The 19405-nt window shown below is 53.6% G+C and carries 16 protein-coding genes; 10 read left to right on the top strand and 6 right to left on the bottom strand.

Annotated features, from left to right (window positions below; genetic code table 11):
- Positions 1–34: 34 nt before the first annotated feature.
- Entirely contained in the window at positions 35–532 is a 498-nt protein-coding gene (locus tag VFE46_04665) for a YbaK/EbsC family protein (protein HZZ27279.1), read from the top strand.
- Between the two features lie 33 nt (positions 533–565).
- On the opposite strand, the gene VFE46_04660 is transcribed toward VFE46_04665, so the two are convergent.
- Positions 566–1081: a universal stress protein gene (locus tag VFE46_04660; GenBank protein ID HZZ27278.1), complete on the bottom strand. Its 516-nt coding sequence runs from the start codon at positions 1079–1081 to the stop codon at positions 566–568.
- A 220-nt stretch (positions 1082–1301) separates the two neighbouring features.
- On the opposite strand from VFE46_04660, the gene VFE46_04655 reads away from it, so the two are divergent.
- From VFE46_04655 to VFE46_04645, 3 genes are read left to right on the top strand one after another with little or no spacing between them, the layout of a single operon-like run.
- The gene (locus VFE46_04655; protein HZZ27277.1) at positions 1302–2453 is read left to right on the top strand and encodes an ABC transporter permease; all 1152 of its coding nucleotides are present in this window, start codon (positions 1302–1304) and stop codon (positions 2451–2453) included.
- Positions 2446–3186, top strand: a complete 741-nt coding sequence (locus VFE46_04650; protein HZZ27276.1) for an ABC transporter ATP-binding protein — start codon at positions 2446–2448, stop codon at positions 3184–3186. Before VFE46_04655 ends, VFE46_04650 begins: the two co-directional genes overlap by 8 nt.
- Before the next feature lie 3 nt (positions 3187–3189).
- The gene (locus tag VFE46_04645; protein HZZ27275.1) at positions 3190–4320 is read left to right on the top strand and encodes an ABC transporter permease; all 1131 of its coding nucleotides are present in this window, start codon (positions 3190–3192) and stop codon (positions 4318–4320) included.
- A gap of 65 nt (positions 4321–4385) precedes the next feature.
- On the opposite strand, the gene VFE46_04640 is transcribed toward VFE46_04645, so the two are convergent.
- Both VFE46_04640 and VFE46_04635 read right to left on the bottom strand, forming a co-directional pair.
- Positions 4386–5348: a hypothetical protein gene (locus VFE46_04640; GenBank protein ID HZZ27274.1), complete on the bottom strand. Its 963-nt coding sequence runs from the start codon at positions 5346–5348 to the stop codon at positions 4386–4388.
- A gap of 219 nt (positions 5349–5567) precedes the next feature.
- Complete coding sequence (locus tag VFE46_04635; GenBank protein ID HZZ27273.1) at positions 5568–6299, bottom strand: 16S rRNA (uracil(1498)-N(3))-methyltransferase; 732 nt, start codon at positions 6297–6299, stop codon at positions 5568–5570.
- 133 nt (positions 6300–6432) lie between these two features.
- Here VFE46_04635 and VFE46_04630 point away from each other — a divergent pair, with 133 nt between their 5' ends.
- The 5 genes from VFE46_04630 to VFE46_04610 all read left to right on the top strand — a co-directional run bounded on the left by VFE46_04630 (position 6433) and on the right by VFE46_04610 (position 14004).
- Positions 6433–7254 carry an AAA family ATPase gene (locus VFE46_04630; protein HZZ27272.1) on the top strand — a complete coding sequence of 274 codons (822 nt, stop codon included), beginning with the start codon at positions 6433–6435 and terminating at the stop codon, positions 7252–7254.
- Positions 7255–7439: 185 nt separating this feature from the next.
- Positions 7440–8150, top strand: coding sequence for a DUF6677 family protein (locus tag VFE46_04625; protein ID HZZ27271.1), 711 nt, complete (start codon positions 7440–7442; stop codon positions 8148–8150).
- 339 nt (positions 8151–8489) lie between these two features.
- Positions 8490–10823 carry a hypothetical protein gene (locus tag VFE46_04620; GenBank protein ID HZZ27270.1) on the top strand — a complete coding sequence of 778 codons (2334 nt, stop codon included), beginning with the start codon at positions 8490–8492 and terminating at the stop codon, positions 10821–10823.
- A 34-nt stretch (positions 10824–10857) separates the two neighbouring features.
- Positions 10858–12858 carry an NAD(+) synthase gene (gene nadE, locus VFE46_04615; protein HZZ27269.1) on the top strand — a complete coding sequence of 667 codons (2001 nt, stop codon included), beginning with the start codon at positions 10858–10860 and terminating at the stop codon, positions 12856–12858.
- A 549-nt stretch (positions 12859–13407) separates the two neighbouring features.
- Positions 13408–14004 carry a YetF domain-containing protein gene (locus VFE46_04610; GenBank protein ID HZZ27268.1) on the top strand — a complete coding sequence of 199 codons (597 nt, stop codon included), beginning with the start codon at positions 13408–13410 and terminating at the stop codon, positions 14002–14004.
- Between the two features lie 555 nt (positions 14005–14559).
- On the opposite strand, the gene VFE46_04605 is transcribed toward VFE46_04610, so the two are convergent.
- The 3 genes from VFE46_04605 to rpmG all read right to left on the bottom strand — a co-directional run bounded on the left by VFE46_04605 (position 14560) and on the right by rpmG (position 17249).
- The gene (locus VFE46_04605) at positions 14560–15213 is read right to left on the bottom strand and encodes a protein-L-isoaspartate(D-aspartate) O-methyltransferase (protein ID HZZ27267.1); all 654 of its coding nucleotides are present in this window, start codon (positions 15211–15213) and stop codon (positions 14560–14562) included.
- Positions 15214–15286: 73 nt separating this feature from the next.
- On the bottom strand, positions 15287–17053 hold the full coding sequence (recJ, locus tag VFE46_04600) for a single-stranded-DNA-specific exonuclease RecJ (protein HZZ27266.1): 1767 nt from the start codon (positions 17051–17053) through the stop codon (positions 15287–15289).
- Between the two features lie 31 nt (positions 17054–17084).
- The gene (rpmG, locus tag VFE46_04595; protein HZZ27265.1) at positions 17085–17249 is read right to left on the bottom strand and encodes a 50S ribosomal protein L33; all 165 of its coding nucleotides are present in this window, start codon (positions 17247–17249) and stop codon (positions 17085–17087) included.
- 180 nt (positions 17250–17429) lie between these two features.
- Here rpmG and VFE46_04590 point away from each other — a divergent pair, with 180 nt between their 5' ends.
- Positions 17430–19244, top strand: a complete 1815-nt coding sequence (locus VFE46_04590) for a prenyltransferase/squalene oxidase repeat-containing protein (protein ID HZZ27264.1) — start codon at positions 17430–17432, stop codon at positions 19242–19244.
- The last annotated feature ends 161 nt before the right edge of the window (positions 19245–19405 follow it).

The following is a 19405-nucleotide window of genomic DNA, read 5'->3' as shown; positions in this document are numbered from 1 at the left end:
GTCGCCGACGTTCGGCCAGAGAGGGGAGTCCACCATGAAAGTTCAAGAATATCTTCATGACCGAGAGGTGAAGTTCGACGTGTTACCACATGAAGACACCTTCGATTCCCAGCATTTGGCCGAAGCAGTGCACGTCTCAGGTCGGCAAGTGGCAAAAACGGTGTTGCTGCGGATGGATCATGGTTACAAATATGCGGTCGCCATTCTGCCTGCTACCCATTTGATCGATTTGGATTCGATCAGCCAATTGTTGGGCGGAGCTAAGGTAGAGTTAGCGACCGAATACGAAATCGGCCAGCGCTGCCCCGATTGCGAAATGGGGGTTTTGCCGCCGTTCGGCTCGATTTACGGCTTGGAAACCGTGTTAGACGAGTCTCTGCGCGAGGCCGAACAAATTGTGTTCGAGGCCAACACGCATCAAGAAGCCATTCGCATGGCTGGCGAAGACTTTATGCGGTTGGAAAGCCCGTTGGCCGGGGCATTTGCCAGGCCGCGAACAAAGGTCGACGTGCGAAGTTCGAAGCCGAAATGACGTTCCCCGCCGTCGATACGAAATCCTCGAACGTCAAGGCATCACGAATTCGTGCTCCGGATGGCGCACCGTAAGGACTGGGCAAGGAGCCTTGCGCACGATTTTTTCAGCAACGCTTCCCAGTAGCATGTGGGCAATGGGACCGCGTCCATGCGTGCCTAATACTAAAAGATCGATGTTTTTTTCGCGCGCATAGCGAATGATTTCGACAAACTCACTCATTCCGTTCACCAGTTCTAAACGCGCCTTGAATTTATCTCGCTCTTGAGCGGTCAGCAGCTTGTCTAATTGCAGCCGCGCCGATTTTTCTAAATCGGAATAAAACTGCGGACTGATGGGAAAATCGTTGTCAGGAATCCAATTCACCAGTACGTGCAACAAATGAAGCTGCGCTTGAAACGCCTCGGCCAGCGCTTTGGCATAATTTAGCGCGGCGGCAGAGGTATCGCTGAAATCAACTGGCACACAAATGTTTCGCAGTTCAATGTGCATGACCTGGCCTTGGATCAATAAAAGCGAATGCTTGAATGTCCAAATTGTAAAAAACAAAATCAATCTCTGGGAGTGAGGCGCCATGCCATATCCAATTCGGTCCCAAGATCAACCGAATCAGCCGATAAGCCCTTGGAACCCCCCCAAACGCTTCGGTCAAAGGCGCCGCACGGATACAAATAGGTGCTAGCACGCGAAACGCGGCTGGACAAAATGTTGAAATTCGTTAAGTTGATGGTTCGTTTAGAGTTGCGTTTACTCTTGACGGATTATAGGTATGCATTTCTTGGATTTTGTCTTGCGAAACTTGCTCCGGCGCAAAGTACGGACCGCGCTAACTATTGTTGGCGTATCGGTCGCTATTGCAGCCGTTGTAGGGCTAATGAGCATTACCGGTGGCTATGAGGAATCCAGCAAAGAAGTATATGCTAGCCACGGCATTGATATGGTCGTGGTGCGTGCCGGAGAAGCGGTCACCAACGGCAGCACTTTGGATCAATCACTGGCTAAGCGCCTCCAGGAACTTGATGGGGTCAGCAAGGTCAGCATGGCGCTGCGCGATACCGTTTCTATTGAAGGTACCTCGGGGTTGGTGCCCGTAAATGGCTGGCCTTTGGACAGCTTTAACTTTGATACCTTAACCATTTTGCCACCCGGCCGCGACTTGGAAGCGAGCGATAAACAGGCGGTTCTGTTGGGAAAAACATTGGCCGAAAATCTCGATAAAAAAGTTGGTGACGAAGTAGAAATCGAGGGAGAAAAATTCACCGTGGTGGGTATTTACGACAGCGGCAGCATTATGGAAGATCGTTCGGCCGTGATGCTTTTGCGCGCTTTCCAGAATCTATCGAGTAAAGATGCACAAGTTTCGCAGTTCGACATTACCGTCAAAAAAGATTTGTCCAATCGGGCGGCCGTTCTAGTTGCTCTGCGGCAGCAAATTGAAGGTTTGCGCGGCGATGACGGCAATAAATTAGGCCTGGCAGCGCAAGCCAGCGACGAATTTGTAAAAAGCGATAATCAAATTCGCCTTGCGCACGCCATGGCCTGGATTACTTCAGCCATCGCATTGATTGTGGGCTCCATTGGCATGTTGAACACCATGATTGTTTCGGTGTTGGAGCGAACTCAGGAAATCGGCATTTTACGCGCCATTGGCTGGCGAAAATCGCGTATCATTAGCATGATTATGGTTGAATCCTTTACGTTGAGCTTTGCCGGAGCCGCAACCGGCATTTTGTTGGCTTTCGCATTGGTTCAAATGTTGGCCCGTTTTCCCGCAGCTCAGGGCGTGCTGAGCGGCGGCATTACCATTCAAATTGTGATCTTGGCCTATTTATTATCGATTTTGGTAGGACTTGTCGGCGGCGGATACCCAGCGCTGCGCGGCGCCAGTCTGCCCCCCACCGAGGCTTTGCGATATGAGTAATCACAGTCATCTGTTGCACAGCAGCCACAATGGCCAACCGGTGATTTTGCGTGTGGACCGCGTCGGCCGTACTTATGCCGATGGTGCAGTAACCGCGCTGAATGAAGTCAGCCTGGAAATTTGCCGGGGCGAATATGTGGCCATCATGGGTCCCAGCGGCAGCGGCAAATCGACGTTATTGAATTTGTTGGGCACGCTCGATCGGCCGACCACAGGCGAATTGTATTTTGAAGGCCAGCCGCTGTCGCAATTGCGCGATTTGGACGCCTTTCGGTCGCGAAAAATCGGCTTTGTGTTTCAATCGTTCTATTTGCTGCCCACGCTTACTGCGGTGGAAAATGTCCAAATTCCCATGTTTGAAACCGGCACTCCGCCGAGCCAGCGTGTGAAAAAGGCGCAAGAGCTGTTGGAATCGGTCAGCATGAGCCATCGGGTCAACCATTTACCCATGCAGCTTTCGGTGGGCGAACGGCAACGGGTGGCCATTGCCAGAGCGTTGGCCAACGATCCGCCCCTACTATTAGCCGACGAGCCCACCGGCAATTTAGATTCTCGTTCCGGCAACGATGTGTTGAATTTATTCGACGAATTGCATCTGAAGCACAAAAAAACACTGATCGTGATTACCCACAGCCAGGAAGTCGCCGAACACGCTCAGCGAATTATCTGGATCCGCGACGGCCGCATTGTGCCAAGTCGAGCCGAAGCACTCAAGCAGCGCGAAGCCGTTTAGCCCATGCATTTCTTTACGTTTTTGCTCAAAAATTTGCTTCGTCGGCCGGCCCGCACGCTGTTGACAATTGTCGGCCTGGCGGTGGCGGTCGGCGCTGTGGTGTCATTAGTGGGCGTGGCCAGCGGATTCAAAGATTCGTTCATGAAAATTTACGAATCTCGCGATGTCGATCTGGTCGTCACGCGCGCTGGAGGCACCGAGGCAATCAACAACGGCCTTCCCGAGCAACTGCAAGGGCCGCTCACTAAGCTGAAAGGAGTCAAGCAGGTGGTGGGTGGTTTGGTCGATACCATTCAATTTCGTGATCAAGGTCTGTTGGGCGTGCTGCTGAATGGTTGGCCTCCCGATTCTCCGTTATTCAGCGAAATTAAAATGATCTCAGGCCAAAAGCTAACCGCCGCCGATACCGACAAAATCATCCTGGGCCGGGTGTTCGCCGCCAACATGAACAAAAAGGTCGGCGATACTATTGAGCTATACAACACCAAAAAATTTGAAGTCGTCGGGATTTACGAAAGCCCCATCGTGTATGAGAACGGCGGCGCGGTCATTTTGCTCAAAGAACTACAATCATTAATTAATAAACCCAACGAAACCTCAGGCTTTACCATTAGCGCTGAGAAGCCGATCGACGAAAAAGGTCTCGATGATTTAGCCGAGCGAATTAAAGCCTTGCAGCCGGGATTGCAGGTAAAAAAATCCGCGGAATTCGTCAACAATGTGCAACAAATCAAAATGATTAACGCCGTAGCCTGGATTACTTCGGCGATTGCGTTGGTGATCGGCGCCATTGGAATGCTCAATACCATGATTATGTCTGTCTTTGAACGCACCAAGGAAATCGGCACACTCCGGGCCATTGGCTGGCGCCGGACGCGAATCATTCAAATGGTCATTGGCGAATCTCTGTTGTTAAGCCTGGGGGGCGCCATTGTTGGCAGTGTGGCCGGTTTGGTGATGGTCAAATTACTGACCGAATTGCCTAATACCTCGGGCTTGGTGTCGGGTAATATTTCTCTGCCGGTTATTCTCTGGGGATTTTTCTTTGCAATTTTGGTGGGAGTGTTCGGGGCGATTTACCCGGCATTATGGAGCGCCAATTTGCTGCCCACCGAAGCCCTGCGGCGCAAGTGAAATGTTTTTGAACGAGCGATTTTAACCGCACTCTGCCGGCCGCGATCGTGATTTTTTTGGCTCGATCATTTCGCAGAATTAGGCTGCGGAGCTGCCGCCGCTGGAAGATTTTTTTCGTATGCTAGTAAATTGCGCCGGAATTTGCGAATGTCGGCTTGAAAAGAAAAATCGAGTTTGGAAACCAACGCCGTGGTCCCGTTAAACCACTCGTATGGTTCATCAAAAACAAGGTGATATTCGACAAAGACTTTATCTTCAGATCCTTCCAGCTTCGTAATTTTGGCGTACCCGCCAAAGCCGGCGTAAGGCTTCGGATCTGCTAGAACCGGAGCGCCGGCCGCATTGATTTTGATCGTTTGATATTGATTGGGAAACTGAGCATCTTTCGCCAACCGCGGATCGAGCTTGAACGCCATTGTGATACTGTCATCCGTTATTGTCTCAACACCGTACCCACTGCCGGAAACTTGAACTTCACCAATCAGATCCACTAATGCATGGGCGTAACGATCCTTTAACGTGTTTTTATTTGTCACCAAAAGATTTCGCTGTTTCAATTCCGCATCGGTATAAAACTCGACTTTTCCGTTTGTCGCTCTTTTTGGTTGATTTGCCTGATTGCCGTTTTGTTTTTGCTGTGCAATTTGATCTTTTATAAAACCTTCGCTGGCAACGACTTTGAATTTTCCTTTGGCGACAAAGTACAAATCAATCCGGCGACCGATCGAATCTTCCGACTTATCGCCCTTTTCATCTGTGTATTTGCGTTCGAATTCGGCGTTTGAACTGCCTTGCAAATAGCTTTGCAGCAGGCTTTTTGCTTTCGGGCCCACTTGCGTCATGATCGTTTGCTGCTGGTCGGCTTTCAGACCGTCGACCATAACGGGCTCAGGAAGTGTTATCGTTTTGCCGTTGGCAAGTGCAATGCCTTGCGTCACTAATTCCTTGTAAACCGCGTTGTCTTCCGCGTTGGCAATCAGAGGTAACCACACGACGCAAACTAATAACACGAAGGAAATGTTTTTCATGGTTCTTTTTGCCACAATACAAGCAATGCGGCATACAAATGGAATTTAAAAATGTTGCTAATTTCGAATATTTGGTGAACGATGCAGCATTATACTGCTTGCCCCAAAGTCGCGCAAACCCAGACTTGATAACCTAAAGAATATTATCGGCTTACAGTTTCGTGCGAGTCCGAAGGAATGACTCGAAATGTGACAGAACATTTGTTAGAAACCGTATTATCAACAAATCTCGATGCCGATGAGGGCAGCCCAAGCAGCCATGGTAATGGCTGCTGTCTCAACACGTAGAATTCGCGGACCCAAATCAACACTCATCCAGCCAGCCGTGACCGCTTGCGCAATTTCTTCGTTGGTAAATCCACCTTCCGGGCCAATGGCAGCGACCACGCCTTCGGCAAGTTCCATGGTTGCGTTGTTCGACCGAATGCCGTGCAATGGCTCTCCGCCCGGATGGGCCACCAATCGTAAAGCCGGGCCATGGAAAGCGGCCGCAAAGGTGCTCCAAGCTTGAGGCGCAGCGATTTCCATAAGCCGATTGCGGCCACATTGTTTGCTGGCTTCAATTACGGCGCGCTGCAGCCGTTCCAGTGCTGCCGCGGAAGGCTGTGCTACGCCGCGATGGGTTTCCAACGGAATTAACGTCGCCACGCCCAATTCTACGGTTTTTTCCACGAGCCAGCGCTGCCGATCTCCCTTCGGCAGCGCGATCACCAGCGTAAGCTTAAGGGGCGATTCTCGATTCATTTCTCGGCGCTGGCGCACCACAAATTCCACATGCGATTTTCCAATCTCTGCAATTTCCGCCATACATTCGCAACCCGATCCGTCGAACAGCGTTACTACATCGCCCACTTGAGCACGCATCACGCGCGCCAAATGATGAGCTTCGACTCCTTCGAGCGTCACACGATCGCCATTGATGGGAGTCTGGGCAAAAAATCTTTTGGACATGAGTTCACTTTTCTGAAAAAATTCAGCCAAGTTTTCTGTCAATCTTACCGATAATTTAAAAGATACGGAAATCCAAAGTGGATTAAGCGGTGGATGGCCGGCTCAATCTCCTCGTTTCATGCTTGGCACAAGTATGCTTCGCAATCATTGGAAACTGCGTGAATCCCCCTTTCGCGGCACGCTAGATGGCCGGCGGTTTTTCCGCAGCCCGATCCACGAAGAAGCGCTGGCCCGACTCCATTTTTTAGTAGAGGAGCGAAGGCGGCTGGGGCTGCTCCTGGGTTCCAGCGGCTGTGGCAAATCGCTGGTGCTGGATGTATTTTCTCGTCGGCTTCGGCGCAGCGGCGCGCAACTGGCCAATGTGAACTTGCTAGGAATCGATTTGCACGAGTTTTTATGGCTCACGGCGGCCGAATTGGGAATTAATCCAGATCGCCGGGACGATCCGTTTCGGTTGTGGCGCGGCATACTCGATCGGCTAGCCGAAAATCGCTATCAGCAACTCGACACCGTTTTGCTGCTAGATAACGCCGATGAGGCCGCCAACGGAATGCTCGATCACTTAGTACGGTTGTCGCAAACCGAGAATATTGCTGGCGGCCGCCTGACCATGGTGCTGGTTGCCACCACGACCGCCCCAGGTAATTCCGCGGTCCGGTTGTCTCCGCGGTTGCTTGAGTTGGCCGAATTACGCATCGACCTGGAAGCCTGGGAACCGACTGATACCGTGCAATACATTATCGAAACGTTGGCGCAAGCCGGCAGCGAATCGCCCATTTTCACCGACGAAGCGCTGCAACATTTGCATGATCTGACCCGCGGCATTCCAAGGTGTGTCGATCAATTGGCCAACCTGGCGTTGCTTGCCGGGGCCGGTCGCGAACTGGCACAAATCGACGTCGATATCGTCAACAGCGTCTATCACGAATTGGGCGCTGTAGACGCCGTGGCCTAACAAAATCTACTACGCCGTTTGGCAGCAGACTAAGATTCTATTCGCGGCGGCGAATAACTAGTTGCCCTAGTGGTACGTTCTCGATTGCATTAAAATCGAAGCATGTGCGCTGGCCTAGCGATTGGCGTTCCAAAGGCCGCGGGTAATCGGTCCCGTAAAATCATCGCTACTGCGAGGGAATTTCCATGCCAGAAACGACACTCGGAAAAATCATTACGGTTCCCGCGGGAAAGAATACGCTGCAAATTAACTTGCGCGATCCTTGGCTGTCGGCCCTGTTGGCGTGGTTGGTGCCGGGGTTGGGTCACATGTACCAGCGCCGTTGGGGCAAAGGTGGCCTGCTGATGACGTGCATTCTGGCCACGTTCTTTTACGGATTGTGGCTAGGGGGCGGGCGCGTTGTGTACGCTTCGTTCCGCGAAAATGACGCCCACTATGCTTATTTGTGCCAAGTCGCCGCAGGCTTGCCGGCCCTTCCGGCCATTGTACAGGCCGTTCGCGTCGCCAGTGTTCCCCCCAAAGCGCCCTTGTGGGATGGATTCATGGCGCCTCCGGTTGTGCCTGGCCAGGTAGTTCCCCGTGCATGGGTCGAAAGTGAACGAGCAAAGTATCCCGACGATCCGGAATTTCGGAAATTCGATACGTACGATCCGCGCGATCCTAACGCCACATATTTGCGATATGTTTCCAGCAGCGAACCGCCGACTGATCAATCAGCACACTGGCAATATCAGCAAGGCGGATATTACGATTTGGGCACCGTGTTTACCATGGTGGCTGGTTTGCTCAATGTGCTAGCCATTTGGGATGCATGGGGTGGACCCGCGATTCCCCTACCGAAACCGCAAGGAGAATTCACCGATAGCACACCTTCCGATAAAGAGGAAAAGAAATAAATGTTACTGGCACAAGCAAATCAATTGTGGTACGCATTGCCGCTCGTAGTCTCGGTAAGCCTTGTCTATGCTGCCACTCGACACGAAGATATGCGCTCGATCTTGTGGCATGCGTTACGCTTTGGAACATGGATTGCCGCGTTCCTGCTTGGCTTGGGCCTGTTCTTATGGTGGCTCGGCAAGGGGTTGTAAATTTTCGCTCGCGCTCTGGCATTTCAACCTGCAGCACGTTAATAGTGATATAATCTAAAACGTGCCGATTTTTCCTGAATTTGCAGGGCTCTTGTTGTGATTGCTGTGCTGCGTTGTCGCTGGCTAGTGTCTGGCAAGTGTGGCGTTTTGATTGCCACAATTGCAGCGGAATTGGTTGTGCATGGCTCAACCGCCTGGGCGCAAGCCCGCATGATGCGCACGAATCCGCGCATGGAGCGCATGCTGGAAGAGGAGCAGCAACTTCAGCAACAACAAGGTCGTTCTCAGCCGGTCGATCCCAATGCCCCATCTCCGCCGGAAACCGATGGCCTTAGCCCCTGGCTACGACGTTTTCATCAATCGGTTCCACAAGCGGCGGAAGATTTCGGCAGTCTTGATCTGACAGGCCTTTCACAAGCAGCCGATGCGATCGAACAATGGGTGCATTTATGGGGTCGAGTGGCTGCCGGACAGCCGCCGCAGGAACAAATTAATATTCTTGGCCGGTTACTCGATGCCAAAGAGTTTATCGATCGAGAACTCGACGACCTGTTGACCGTCCGCGTTCGCTTTGCTTCGCTTCCCGACGATAGCCAGCGTCACACGAGTCTCCGAAATTATTTATCGACGACGGCCAAATTAGTTGATCTTTCGGGCCGGTTGCAATCCGATTTGATCGATATTCTCGACGACACCGCCGACCGCTTCGCCGATGTCCCTCCGTTGCGGCAACGGCTCCTAGATTTTCTTTCGCAGCGCAAAAGCAGCGTGGGAGCGGAAGTCATGTCGGTCGATTTGATCGATCCGCCGGCAACGTCCAGCGACCCCAACAACTCCGAAGCCACTTCGGCCAAAAACCAAGCCAGCGCCATGGCCGGCATGACTCCCTTTCAACGGCGCTTGGCCATGCGCGCAGCCCTGTCCGCCGGCGCCAACGAGGCAAATGGCTCCAAAGGCGCCTCCAGCGCCATGACTTCGAATCTTTTTAATTTCAATCCGGCCACCGCTTCCGTCTTGTCGCCCGAACAAAAGCTAAAAGTCATTCAATTGATGGCCGCGGCCGGCACCATCGATTCCGTCCGCGATTTGGCCGATTTCATTCGCGATGAAACCACGCCTCCCACCTTAATTCTGGCCGCGGCCGAAGCGATTCGCGCTTTGGGCTTGCCGCAAGATCCACGACCCGGACAAGATTCTACGCTTCCGCCGCCGGTAATCACGGCAGCCAAGCTTCGAGAGCGATTGCTGAAAATCGATCGCACCCAATGGCGGCCCGAAGAACAACGCCGGGTGGAAACATTGCTGGCCTGGCTGGCCGACCGCGAGCGGAACGGTTTGGAAGGCAACGTTTACCGCTTGGGGCACTTTGAAGTGCGCCCCGGCGATTGGCTGCTGATGCGTAATCCTTCGCCATACAATTTATTCACCGATTTATCGCCGGGATTATTCACGCACGTGGGAGTGTTGGCTGTTGACACCGGCAGTGATGGCAAGCAGCGAATGGTCGTGGTTGATTTGGAAGAACGTGGCACCAGCATTCCGGCCACGAATGTCGATTTGTTTCTGAATCGCACGTTGAATTACGTATTTTTGCGGCATCCCGATCCAGCTGTGGCGGAAAAAATGGGGCGAGCGGCCACGGCAATGATCGGCGACCCAGCGGAATTCGATCTGAATTTTCGCACTGACCGCATTGCCCAATTGAAAAACGTCGATTTGCGCGGCAAGAAAATTCACACCTACTGCGCCGGCTTGCTGCTGTTGTGTGCCCAGCAAACGGGTTTGCCGCGCGAAGTTTTTTTTCCGATAACCGAAACCGCCGCCAGCGGCCACACGCAAGAAAACATTGCCACCTTGGGCCTGTCGCTGGGGGATGGCTTTGTTTCACCCACCGGCGCGCTGTTTTCGCCGAAGATGGAAATTGTCGGTCGTGCTGAGCCCATGTACGATCCACAGCGGCAGGTGCAAGAAGCTATCTACGACCATTTCGCGCAATTAATGGAAAAGCAAGTGTTGCGTCCCACGCCCGATTTGTTTCAAGCGTTGCGTCTGAAAGTGGCGGAGGCGGCCAAAGACAACGAATTGCTGGCCAAAGCGCTGGCAGCCAGCGCCAACGTGAGCGCGCAAATGGATTTGGTTTCGGCGGCGAAAACCCAGGCTGTGGTAGAAACCCTGGACGACGTGGCCAATGGCGCTGGCCGCGAGTTTCAAGCGGCATTGGATGCCATTTCGGACGGGCCACCACCTCCGCTTGACGTCAACCCAGCATCCCCGGTCAATCCCCCGGTGGCCGATCAACGTCAGCATATTTCGGAAGAGCGCGCCGCCATCGATCGCATTCGCACCAAGCATGCCGACCTGGTCGCGCGTTGGGACCAGCGACAAATTTCGTTGCGTAGCCTGCGCAACGAATTGCTGAACTATTACATCCAACAAGGCTGCCAACAGCTTGACGAACGTTTTAGCGGCGGCGGAAAATGATTGAAAGCAATTGATTTAACCTTTCAATCATCCCATGCAACTGCTTCACGTCGGCGCCGCGGTGCTAAATCAAACGCCTTTGGCATGGGATGCCAATCAGGCCAACGTTGTCGCTGCCATCGAAGAAGCGCGACGGCGGAACGTCAGCATTCTCTGCCTGCCGGAGTTATGCATCAGCGGCTACGGCTGCGAAGATGCGTTTCTTTCTTCCGGCGTGCAGCGCATGGCCTGGCGTGTGCTGGAAGAAATTGTGCCGCAAACCCACGGCATGATTGTTTCTCTGGGTTTGCCCTTGCTGTATCAAAATGCGCTATACGACGTGGCTTGCCTGGCCGTCGATGGGCGCATTGCCGGATTCACCGCCAAGCGGTATTTGGCCGGCGACGGAATTCATTACGAACCCCGTTGGTTTAAGCCCTGGCCGTTGGGTCGCCGGGTGCAAATTGTGGTCGACGGTCACGAGTATCCACTAGGAGATATTTACTTCGATTGCGGCGGTGTGCGCATCGGCTTTGAAATTTGCGAAGATGCCTGGGTGGCTAACCGGCCGGGTATCGAGCTTTCTCAGCGCGGCGTCGATGTCATCTTGAATCCCAGCGCCAGTCATTTTGCATTCGGCAAAACAATCATTCGCGAACGATTTGTGTTGGAGGGTTCCCGCGCGTTCGGGGTTCATTACGTGTACTCCAATTTGGTTGGCAATGAGGCAGGCCGGGCCATTTACGATGGCGATGCTTTAATTGCCTCGGCCGGAAAAATGATTGCCGCCGGACCACGCTTTTCCTTTGCCCAATGGGGCCTGACGTCGGCCTTGGTCGATATGGATGCAGCGCGATTGACGCGGGCTCGCACCGGCAGCTTCACTCCTGATTTAACCGCGGTCACCGACGACTGCATTCACGTGCCGTTTACTTATTTGCCGTGCGAACCCATGGCGCAATCCGTGCAGCGCCCAGCCTGGGAAAACAGCGTGGACGTGAAGGAGGAAGAATTCGCCCGGGCTATTTCGTTAGCTCTATTCGACTACATGCGCAAAAGCCGCTCTCGAGGTTTTGTGGTTTCGATCAGCGGCGGGGCCGATTCGGCGGCGGTATCTTGCTTGATCGCGCTGATGGTGAAATTCGGCGTGGCTGAATTGGGCCGCGAAGCGTTTCTTACCAAGCTGTCTTACTTTCCCGAAATTCAAACCGCCGACAACGAGCGAGAAATGGTGCAGCGCTTGTTGGCTTGCGTGTATCAATCGACGCGTAACAGTGGCGAGGTTACTTTAGCGGCCGCTCGCGGTGTGGCGGAGGCCATTGGCGCCGATTTTTTCCAATTCGATATCGATCGAGTAGTGCAGGAGTACCTGGATCTTGTTTCTCAGAAGACTAACCGCACGTTGAGTTGGAAAACGGACGATTTGGCGCTGCAAAACATTCAAGCTCGAGCCCGCGCTCCCAGTGCGTGGCTGTTGGCAAATTTGCGTGGGGCACTGCTGGCTTCCACCAGTAACCGTTCGGAGGCGGCCGTAGGTTACGCCACGATGGACGGCGATACCAGCGGCGGCATCAGCCCAATTGCCGGCATCGACAAAGCATTTTTGCGCCGCTGGCTATTGTGGTTGGAGACCATCGGCCCGCAAGGATTCGGCCCTATTCCCGCACTACACGCGGTGAACGTGCAAGCGCCCACCGCGGAGCTTCGTCCGCCTAGCGCCGGTCAAACCGACGAAGCCGATTTAATGCCGTACGACGTGCTGGACGCCATCGAACGGGCTGCCATCCGCGATAAACACAGCCCGATGGAAGTATTTAAGCTCATGCGCACTCAGTTTGTGCAATACTCGGCGCAGGAAATGTTGACATGGGTGGAGCGATTTTTTCGTTTGTGGAGCCGTAATCAATGGAAGCGCGAGCGCTATGCCCCATCATTTCATGTGGACGACGAGAACTTGGATCCCAAAACCTGGTGCCGCTTTCCCATTCTTTCCGGCGGATACGAACGAGAACTGACCGAACTCCACCAATTTGTGCTGAAGTTGCCGAAGACGTGAGCCTGTAGGTGACCAACCGATTCCTACGATTTTCGACGCAAGAACTTGTTGATCGAGCCAGAGCTGTATTCATTGAACAACACTGACTCCAGCCAGTGGCATTCCGTGGCTCAAAAATAGCATTGATTCTCAGGCGAAATTCGGTAAAGTGTACATGTGTCACCTATATAAGCGTGGATCGAAGGCGACCGGCGATAGACAATTGGTAGAAAGAGCGAGAGCCACGATATTACACACGGAGATGTAAACCGCAGCCGTTGATCGTTTCATGTTCATCGTTCAGCGCTTTGCCGGCACCTGCGCCGCCGTTTAACGTTTAACATTTATCATTCATCATTTAGCACTTCCAAGCCAAAAACTCCCCGATTATGTCGCCGCCAACTCAGCACACCTTCGAAAAAATCCGCGGCAAGCAGGCCAAGCTTGTGACAAAACGTAGCGATTTTGTCCACCAATTTAATTTCCTGGACAAAAAGACAAAATCGAGCCGTTCCTTTTTTCTGATTCGATCCGCCATTTCCCATTCAATTTGTTTTGGAGACCCGGCCTATGCTTTTTGCTGACACCTCTTGGCACGACATGTTTTATTTGAATTTGCCGGTCATCGAAAAAATCTTGCGGCCTATTGTTGTATACGTTTTTCTCATTCTAGGGGTGCGCTTGGCGGGTAAGCGGCAATTGGCGCAGCTCAATCCGTTTGATTTGATCGTGCTGTTGACGTTGGCTAACACCGTGCAAAACGCGATTATTGGTGATGATAACTCTGTCACCGGCGGCCTGATTGGCGCCGCCACTTTGCTGTTGGTTAATTATGTTGTGGTGTGGTTTTTGTTCGGCCATCAAAAATTGGAGCATCTAATTGAAGGGGATGCCGACGTGTTGGTGGAAGCGGGTAAAGTGCACAAAGATCGGTTGCGCCGTGAACTCATTACCGAAGCCGAATTGGAGGCCGTAGCTCGACGACAAGGATTCAGTTCACTCAAGGATGTCGAACGTGCGATTCTCGAACCTGGCGGCAACATTTCGATTGTGGCTCGCAAGCCTGAACCAGATGAAATGCGACACGGCGAACTGTTAATGCGCTTGGAAGAACTACTCAACGAAGTCCGCAAGCTGGGTGCATCGCCACAAAGCAAGCCAGCATAACAATCTTCATTCGTACATCATGTGCGCAAAAAAGCTCCCGGAAAGGCCGGGTCCCAGGGGGGCAAAGGACTCCATCCGTTTCCGGGAGCGATTGGACGATGCGGCAGGTGGTTGTGACGCGGAACTAGGGGATAAAGATGTCCGCGTGGCGGGAAAGATTTGCCTCCGTGCAAAGTTTGGTACTGGCGAGCGCTTGTCCGACGTGTGCGTAACATCGGTTGATGTATCGAAGCGTCCGGCCGCATCCATGCTGCCGAAATCGCTCCGCTGGTCCGCAGGATAAACCGGGCCCGTCGCCTATACTTATCCCCGTGCAGACCCATCCACTAGTGGATCACGCGAATTGTTGTGTTTGATTGGCGGCGAGCTGAGCTAGACGAAAAGTATTGGTCGTCCACCCCAATCGACCGTCGTGAGGCGGGAAGATTAGGGCAATTCTCCAAATGGGTCAAGAGCGTTTTTTATGCGTATTCCGCGAGGTTTTGGTTACTTCTAGCCATGTTGATAGCGTGGTCATGCCGAGATCTGAAAATTGCCGCCCGCCGAATTTGCACATTACCACCGCGGTTCTTCGCTGCCCACAAGCGGAACGAAGCGACAAGGCGAAAGTTCGCGCAAGGACGGTTGCCCATTGATTCTTTTGATTGCTTGCAGCGCTTGATCTTCCGTGGGACCCAGTGGAATGACCAAAATGCCTCCTTCGCGTAATTGATCGAACAATGCCTGCGGCATGCGCTGTGCGGCGGCGGTAACCATGATGCGATCATACGGCGCAAGCTCGCGCCAGCCATACGTGCCATCGCCCACTACCAGCGTGTAATTGGTATAACCCAGCGTTTTTAAGGCGGCGGCGGCCTGGTTAGAAAGCTCTTCGTGTCGTTCTACGCTAGTCACCCAGCGTGCCAGCTCGCATAACACCGCACACTGATATCCACTGCCGGTGCCGATTTCCAACACGGTTTCGTTGCCCGTAAGCTCCAGCGCTTGAGTCATCAGCGCCACAATGTATGGCTGGCTGATCGTCTGCCCGTGATCCAGGGCCAGAGCCCCATCTCGATAGGCATTAGCCTGTTGTTCCTTGGGCACAAACACATCTCGCCGTACTTTACCCATGGCGGCCAACACGTTTGCATCGTGAATGCCGCGATGTTCTAGTTGCTCCGCGACCATTTGCAGCCGCGCCGTCTGAAGTGGATCCGGCGTTGCCATAAATCACTTATTTTGAAACATGCCGAGCCGCCGTGCCCCACGTCGTTTGGAAAAATTGAATTCCCAAACCACGTTAGCCCGTTTTTGCTACTACGGCTGACTCTGCCGCGCGCCAATCAACAACGTGTAATTCTACCGCGCGGCGGCCATTGAAAGTATTGATGACGGGCCGAAACGCCACGTTCAGCAGGCCGGCATGCCCGGCCAGTTCGTCGAACCATTCACCGCCGCCAAAGGCCACGCCGCGAAGACGGGCCCCATGTTGCTCCAAGCGCAGCGATAAATGCCGCCCGCTGGCTCCAATGCGTTTGGGCGGCTCCGCCAACCGCAGGTGGCTGGCACATAGCAGGGGGCGATGATTGCCATGACCGAAGGGTGCCAATCGCTCGATCTGCTCCACGGCTTTTAGCGTTAGCGTGGCGAGTGCGGTTTCGCCGTCAATCCACAACTCGGCCACGCGCTGGTCGTCGCAAATTTGTTGGGCGGCAAACTCGCAAAATCCCATGCGAAAAGCGCCTACATGGCCATCTTCAATTTTCAAACCGCCGGCTGCGGCATGTCCGCCGTGGCTCAATAGCCACTGAGTGCAAGCCGTCAGCGCGAGATGTACTTGAAAGCCGGGTACTCCCCGAACCGAGCCAATTCCCGGTTTTACTCCCAAATCATCTTGGGCAATCAATACTACTGGTCGATGATGTTTCTCTGCCAGCCGTCCGGCAACAATGCCAATCACGCCCGGATGCCAGCCGCGGCTGGCGAGCACCAACGCGGCATCCTGTTCGGCATCGAACTGTTCCTGCAGTTGCTTTTTCGCCGCCAAATAAATGCTGCGCTCCAAACTATCACGACTGTTGTTGAGCTCGTGTAAATACTCGGCCAGTGCGCCGGCCCGTTCGGCGTTGGTAGTGGTCAGTAATTCGACGCCCAACTGCGCTTGCCCTAAACGACCGGCCGCATTCAATCGGGGGGCCAGCGTGAAGCCAATATCTTCGCAATTGAGCGCCGGTTTTTGATCGAGTTTGGTCAGCCGCATGAGCGCTGCCACACCCGGCGTCGGTTGATGCTTCAAGCTGGTCAGGCCGTGATACACCAAAATACGATTTTCATCGATCAACGGCACGATGTCGGCCACTGTGCCGATGGCGGCAATGCCCACCGCCTGCAACAAAAACGACCTCAGGGCGTCGGTTACTCGTTTCGCCTGACACTTCCGTCGACACAATGCCCATGCCAATTTGAACGCCACACCCGCACCGCTTAAACCGGCAAACGGATAACCATGTCCCGACAGTCGTGGATGCACAATCGCTGCCGCGGTCGGTAACTCAGCCGCCATTTCGTGATGGTCGGTAATGATAAGTTCCAAACCCAGTTCGCGGGCAGTTAGGGCTTGATCGATGCTCGTAATTCCACAATCAACGGTCACTACCACCGTTGCGCCGCGTTCGGCCAAGCTGCGCAGGGCTTCATGGTTCAGACCGTAACCTTCATCAATGCGATTTGGCACATAAAAACTGGCATTCGCGCCCAATAATTGCAGACAACCCAATAGAATGGCGGTGGCGGTCATGCCGTCGGCATCATAATCGCCATACACCACAATCGGCTTATTGGCGGCGATGGCAGACAACAATCGATCGGCGGCTGCGGGAATACCAGGCAATTCTTCCGGATCGCGCAGGGCAGTAAGCTTGGGATCGAGAAAACCGCCCACCACGTGCGGATCGCAAATGCCTCGGCCGATCAGCAGTTGGGCCACCACAGCCGATACGCCTGCTTCGCGCTCCAGGCGAACAATTTGTGCCGGATCATGTTCGCGAATGAGCCAGCGTTTGGGCATGCTTCGTCCTCCTGACACCTTCGGCAAACCATTACTTTTTCTTCTCGGTATGCATGGTGTGCTTGCGCAACCGCTGGTTGAACTTGCTCAGCTTGAGTTTCTCGCCCCCTGGCTTCCGCCGCAGGGTGTAATTGTAATCGCCGGTTTCGTCGCACACCAAAAACACGGTTTCCGCTTTCTTTTTGCTCTTTCCCACGATTTTCTCCTCAGGCCAAAACGATTAAAACCATCGGTTGAGAACGCTCGATTGTACCGTTTTCTCGGCGTCTTTCGTAAGGGGCACGGGTTATAATTGATATAAGCTGCTCAGTTTCTGCCTATCACGTGCCGGCGATGCAGAAGTGTCCGGCCTAGGTTTAGCTATGTGAATTCAGCGATGCCTGGTGAAACTCCATCTGCCGTCAATGTGTCCCCATCGCCGGTGAAATTGGGTTCGGCCGATCCCAGTTTTCCCGTCGACAAAACAAATCTGCCTTCCTCGCGGGGCTGGCGTGGTGTGCCGTTCAAAGCAGATCTAGTAGCTCCAAACATGACTCAACCAGCACCGCCTCCCGTGGTGTCCACAAATACAGCAGCGCCCGAACTGCCTGCCGCAGAGAAGTCGGCGGCCGCTGATGCTGCAAATTTTGCTTCCTCTGCTCAGTCTGCGTCGGAGCAATCCACTACTATCGCGACCCAGTTGAATGCCATTCCCAGCGAAACCAGTCTGTCGCTAATGCGACGGATGTGGCCGTTCCATCAGCAGACCGGTGCCTGGTTCACCAGTGCTTTGATGCATGCGACGCTGTTTGTGATGCTCTGCTTATTGATGCACCGTGTTATCAAAGATATTTCGCCCGTGAATTTGAATGTCCACACCGTCAGCAGTGACGAGCCTTTGTCGGAAGAATTGCCTGGTGAAACGTCCCCCGCCGATCGTTCGCAGTCCCGGCTGCCGGGCGCCGCCTCTGCTTCACCCAGCGGCGATTTATTCGGGTCGGCCTTGGAAGATACGCCTTTGGGCGTGCCGAAATTAGGAACTGCAAGTAAATTGAAAAGCCATCTCACTACACAACTACCAGAGGTTGATCCTTTGGCTGCTGCGTTTTCGGCCGACGGGGGCGGCGTACCGTGGGGGCAACCCATGGGCAAAGGCGGCGGCGGTTTAGGAGGACGGTCACCGGAACGTCGAGCGCAGTTGGTCGGCTCCGGAGGCGGTTCCGAACGAAGTGAGGCGGCCGTAGAGCGCGGTCTGAAATGGCTGCTGGCCCATCAGCACGAGGACGGCGGTTGGCGATTCAATTTTGATGGTGCCCCGTGTGGAAATTTATGCCGCAACCCGGGTCGTGAAACTTCCACCACTGCCGCCACCGCCTTGGCTCTGTTGCCATTTTACGGTGCCGGCTACACGCACAAGGAAGGGCCTTATGCCGAACAAGTAAATCACGGACTGTATTATCTAGGCACGAAAATGTTGGTCACTCCGCAAGGGGGCGATTTGCAGGAAGGAACCATGTATGCGCAAGGGCTGACCACGATTGTGTTGTGCGAGGCGTACGCCATGTCAAAAGATTCCAACTTGCGACCTTATGCTCAAAATGCGGTCAATTTCATTTTGTATGCGCAAGATCATCGCGGCGGCGGTTGGCGATACTTTCCCGGGCAAGTAGGCGACACCAGTGTGACCGGTTGGCAGCTGATGGCGCTCAAAAGCGCCCAGATGGCCGGCTTGGATGTTTCTTCCCCCGCGTTTTTCCTGGCGAACAAATTTCTCGACAGCGTGCAGAACGAAAAGGGGGCCTACTACGGTTACACGCTTCCTAGTAATGGCGGAGCCACCACAACTTCCGTCGGCTTGCTCTGCCGTATGTACTTGGGTTGGGGGCGAAACAACCCGGCTTTGAATGCAGGCGTGGCAATTCTGGAAAAATTGGGCCCCTCCGAAACGAACATGTACTTCAATTACTACGCCACTCAAGTGATGTACCACCACGGCGGTTCGCAATGGGAGCGCTGGAACAAAAAAATGCGCGATTATCTGATTGCCACGCAAGCCACCGAAGGGCACGAAAACGGCAGTTGGTACTTCCCCGATTTTCATGACGATAAAGGGGGCCGGCTGCTCAACACGTCGCTGGCCATCCTCACACTGGAAGTGTACTATCGCTATCTACCCCTATATTCTTCCAAAGCGGTCGACGGTGGATTTTGAGTGTCTGTTGTGAAACATGCTGAATTGCGGCGGGAATAATTTCACACATTTTCTCACTAAGCCACCATGCTATAGACTTCTAGCATGATTGAATATGATATGGCGATGCCGAGTCGGCGAATGGCACTAGCGGATCGATCTCTTCCATCAATCATTTAGTG

Source organism: Pirellulales bacterium, assembly GCA_035656635.1.
Taxonomy (GTDB): Bacteria; Planctomycetota; Planctomycetia; order Pirellulales; family JADZDJ01; genus DATJYL01.
This window is presented reverse-complemented; position numbering and strand designations above follow the sequence as displayed.